The organism is Synechocystis salina LEGE 00031 (genome assembly GCF_015207985.1).
GTDB lineage: Bacteria > Cyanobacteriota > Cyanobacteriia > Cyanobacteriales > Microcystaceae > Synechocystis > Synechocystis salina.
In genome coordinates this window covers 1-3,590 of record NZ_JADEVV010000100.1, presented here as the reverse complement: position 1 = coordinate 3,590, position 3,590 = coordinate 1, and the positions used below count along the sequence as shown (strand labels likewise).

Annotated in this window: 4 protein-coding genes; all 4 read right to left on the bottom strand. The window is 48.4% G+C overall.

From position 1 onward, the window contains the following. The coding region (locus tag IQ217_RS18605) for a beta strand repeat-containing protein (protein WP_194021396.1) at window positions 1–1,960 on the bottom strand (1,960 nt) is incomplete at its 3' end. Window positions 1,961–2,014: 54 nt separating this feature from the next. Continuing rightward, window positions 2,015–3,073, bottom strand: coding sequence for a TIGR03032 family protein (locus IQ217_RS18600; RefSeq protein ID WP_194021395.1), 1,059 nt, complete (start codon window positions 3,071–3,073; stop codon window positions 2,015–2,017). Further along, window positions 3,074–3,277, bottom strand: a complete 204-nt coding sequence (locus IQ217_RS18595; protein WP_194021394.1) for a hypothetical protein — start codon at window positions 3,275–3,277, stop codon at window positions 3,074–3,076. A 77-nt stretch (window positions 3,278–3,354) separates the two neighbouring features. Further along, the coding region (locus tag IQ217_RS18590; protein WP_228025798.1) for a TIGR03032 family protein at window positions 3,355–3,590 on the bottom strand (236 nt) is incomplete at its 5' end.

The window sequence follows — 3,590 nt, the reverse complement described above, 5'->3', positions numbered from 1 at the left end:
CACCACTCTTACCAAAGACCACATAACTTTCCCCGGCAGAACTTTGTCCATTGGGGTCACCTCCAAATGCACCAATAAGGAGGTCATCAAAGCCATCGCCATTGACATCCCCCGCACTACTCACTGAAAAACCAGACCGGTCATCAGAATCAATACCGTTGATGACGAAGCCGTTGCTACCATTTAAGTCGGAAAGATTGAGGCTACTGCTAAAGCCACCACTCTTACCAAAGACCACATAACTTTCCCCGGCATCACTTACTCCATTAGGGTCAGCAAAGAATGCACCAATAAGGAGGTCATCAAAGCCATCGCCATTGACATCCCCCGCACTACTCACTGAATAACCAGAAACGTCCCTGCTATCAATACCGTTGATGACGAAGCCGTTAAAGAGTTGTGCTCCGTTCAAATCCAGCACGGGCGCACTATTGTCAATGTCGCTAGCCCCAATGTCGGCACTGCCAAAGACCACATAACTTTCCCCGGCATTACTTACTCCATTGGGGTCAGCACGGTATGCGCCAATAAGGAGGTCATCAAAGCCATCGCCATTGACATCCCCCGCACTACTCACTGACAAACCAGAATAGTCATTAGAATCAATACCGTTGATGACGAAGCCGTTGCTACCATTTAAGTCGGAAAGATTGAGGCTACTGCTGAAGCCACCACTCTTACCAAAGACCACATAACTTTCCCCGGCATTACTTACTCCATTGGGGTCGGCAAAGACTGCGCCAATAAGGAGGTCATCAAAGCCATCGCCATTGACATCCCCCGCACTACTCACTGAAAAACCAGAAAAGTCACTGTTATCAATGCCGTTGATGACGAAGCCGTTGCTACCATTTAAGTCGGAAAGATTGAGGCTACTGCTAAAGCCACCACTCTTACCAAAGACCACATAACTTTCCCCGGCATTACCTACTCCATTGGGGTCAGCAAAGTATGCGCCAATAAGGAGGTCATCAAAGCCATCGCCATTGATATCCCCCGCACTACTCACTGAACGACCAGAAGCGTCACTTCCATCAATGCCGTTGATGACGAAGCCGTTGCTACCATTTAAGTCGGCAAGATTGAGGCTACTGCTAAAGCCACCACTCTTACCAAAGACCACATAACTTTCCCCGGCATTAATTTGTCCATTGGGGTCGGCTCTATTTGCGCCAATAAGGAAGTCATCAAAGCCATCGCCATTGACATCCCCCGCACTACTCACTGAACGACCAGACTGGTCATCAGAATCAATGCCGTTGATGACGAAGCCGTTGCTACCATTTAAGTCGGAAAGATTGAGGCTACTGCTAAAGCCACCACTCTTACCAAAGACCACATAACTTTCCCCGGCAGAACTTTGTCCATTGGGGTCACCTCCAAATGCACCAATAAGGAGGTCATCAAAGCCATCGCCATTGACATCCCCCGCACTACTCACTGAACGACCAGACCGGTCATCAGAATCAATGCCGTTGATGACGAAGCCGTTGCTACCATTTAAGTCAGAAAGATTGAGGCTACTGCTAAAGCCACCACTCTTACTAAAGACCACATAACTTTCCCCGGCATTAAATTGTCCATTGGGGTCACCTCCAGATGCACCAATAAGGAGGTCATCAAAGCCATCGCCATTGACATCCCCCGCACTACTCACTGACACACCAGAAAAGTCAATGTTATCAATGCCGTTGATGACGAAGCCGTTGCTACCATTTAAGTCGGAAAGATTGAGGCTACTGCTAAAGCCACCACTCTTACCAAAGATCACATAACTTTCCCCGGCATTACTTACTCCATTGGGGTCACCTCCAAATGCACCAATAAGGAGGTCATCAAAGCCATCGCCATTAATATCCCCCGCACTACTCACTGAAAAACCAGACTGGTCATCAAAATCAATACCGTTGATGACGAAGCCGTTGCTGCCATTTAAGTCAGAAAGATTGAGGCTAGACATAATAATTAATTAAAATAAGCTAGTAATTAAGTATTGAAAATCAAAGCTGCGGGGCTAACCGTCATCCACGGTAATGACCCGACGAATCTCATCGGTCTTGAAGGCAATGGCCATCGGTCTACGGAAATTAGGCAAAAATTGAACGTCATAGAGTTCCTCCACCACCCCCTCAATGCGGAACGTATGCACCACATCCCCCGTGCGTAGGTCAATCACCACCAACCCACAACGGGCTTCCGCTTGTTTGGCTGTTAATCGGTCACTAATTGGCAAATTCCGAAAGGTCTTGTTTTTCCGCACCTGGGACAATCCCACCACCGCATAATCCCCGTGAAACGCTAATCCCCGTTGATAACCCGCACAGAACGCCACCGGTTCAAATTGCCCCCGTTCCAAATCCACAAAGCCAAAATCCCCCGTCCCCGAATTGAGCAACCAGAGCCTATCCCGATACCAACGGGGAGAATGGGGCATGGTCAACCCCTCCACCACAATGTCATTAGTCTCAATATCAATTACACAACCACCGTCAATACACTTATCCCGCCAGCCATCCGCCACATCCGAACGACTCACCGTCGTCACATACTTCGGTTTTCCCTCCCTGACCGCCAACCCATTAAGATGGCAACGGTCTTCTGCCGCCAGCTTAGAAATAAACGGAGGTTGCCAATAGGGTTTAAAACTATGGCTTTCACTCATCGTCCCCAGGCAACTAAACAGTGTATTAACAAATACCAACTGCTCCGCCTGCTTCTCGGCAATATCCGGGCAGACCACCAAATCATGAATATCCAAATCCCCCGTCACATAACCCATCTGGGGCAGGAACAACCCATCGTAACCATCATGGGTCTGCCCGGTCGCTAGCACATTTTCAAAACGCCACAGTTGATATAACGAACTGATATAAATACTGTTTCCCTGGACATAAAGCCCCATACACCGCTCTAAACTCCGCTCAAACACCGACAACTTACCGTCGGGCTGTAAGCCAATAAAAAACAGCTTGCCCGCTTGATAGGTTGTAAAGACAAGACTAATATTCTGGTCGTATAACCAAGGGGTAAACTGTCGTGAGGCATTTAGTTCTAGCGAGTTTGCCGTTTTCAATTAGCCTACCTCTCTGTTGATGAATTCAATCGGGGGTATTGCACCAAAATTCCCGCTAGTCCAACAAGTGCAGATCGCCTCCGCCTTAGCAAAATCATATTCCGTGCCGTAAATTGCCCCAAAATTAGCCCAGAACAAATCAGACAGGGCAAAATCCGAAGGATAGGTGTAAACACCGTTGAGATAGTCAGCAAGTAAGGACATAGGACAACAACCAGAATGTGGTTAAGAGAAAAACAGAAACAAGCCTAAGTAACAAAATCAAGTACCATCCACACCGATTAGACATTATCCAACTCGGAATCTGGGCCTATCACGGCTGGATTACGGTAGCCCGGTAGCACCGTCACCGCAAAACCTTCCTCCACTCCGGTATTGAACAAAAAAGTGCCAACCACCTGGCCATTGCGGAGATCCACCACCGCAATGCCCTTGGGAGTACGAGCCAAACCCATGGCCTGGTCAAAGTGGGCAAAGCGCATCCGCAGTTTGCCCTGATGGACCCCAATACTGCCCC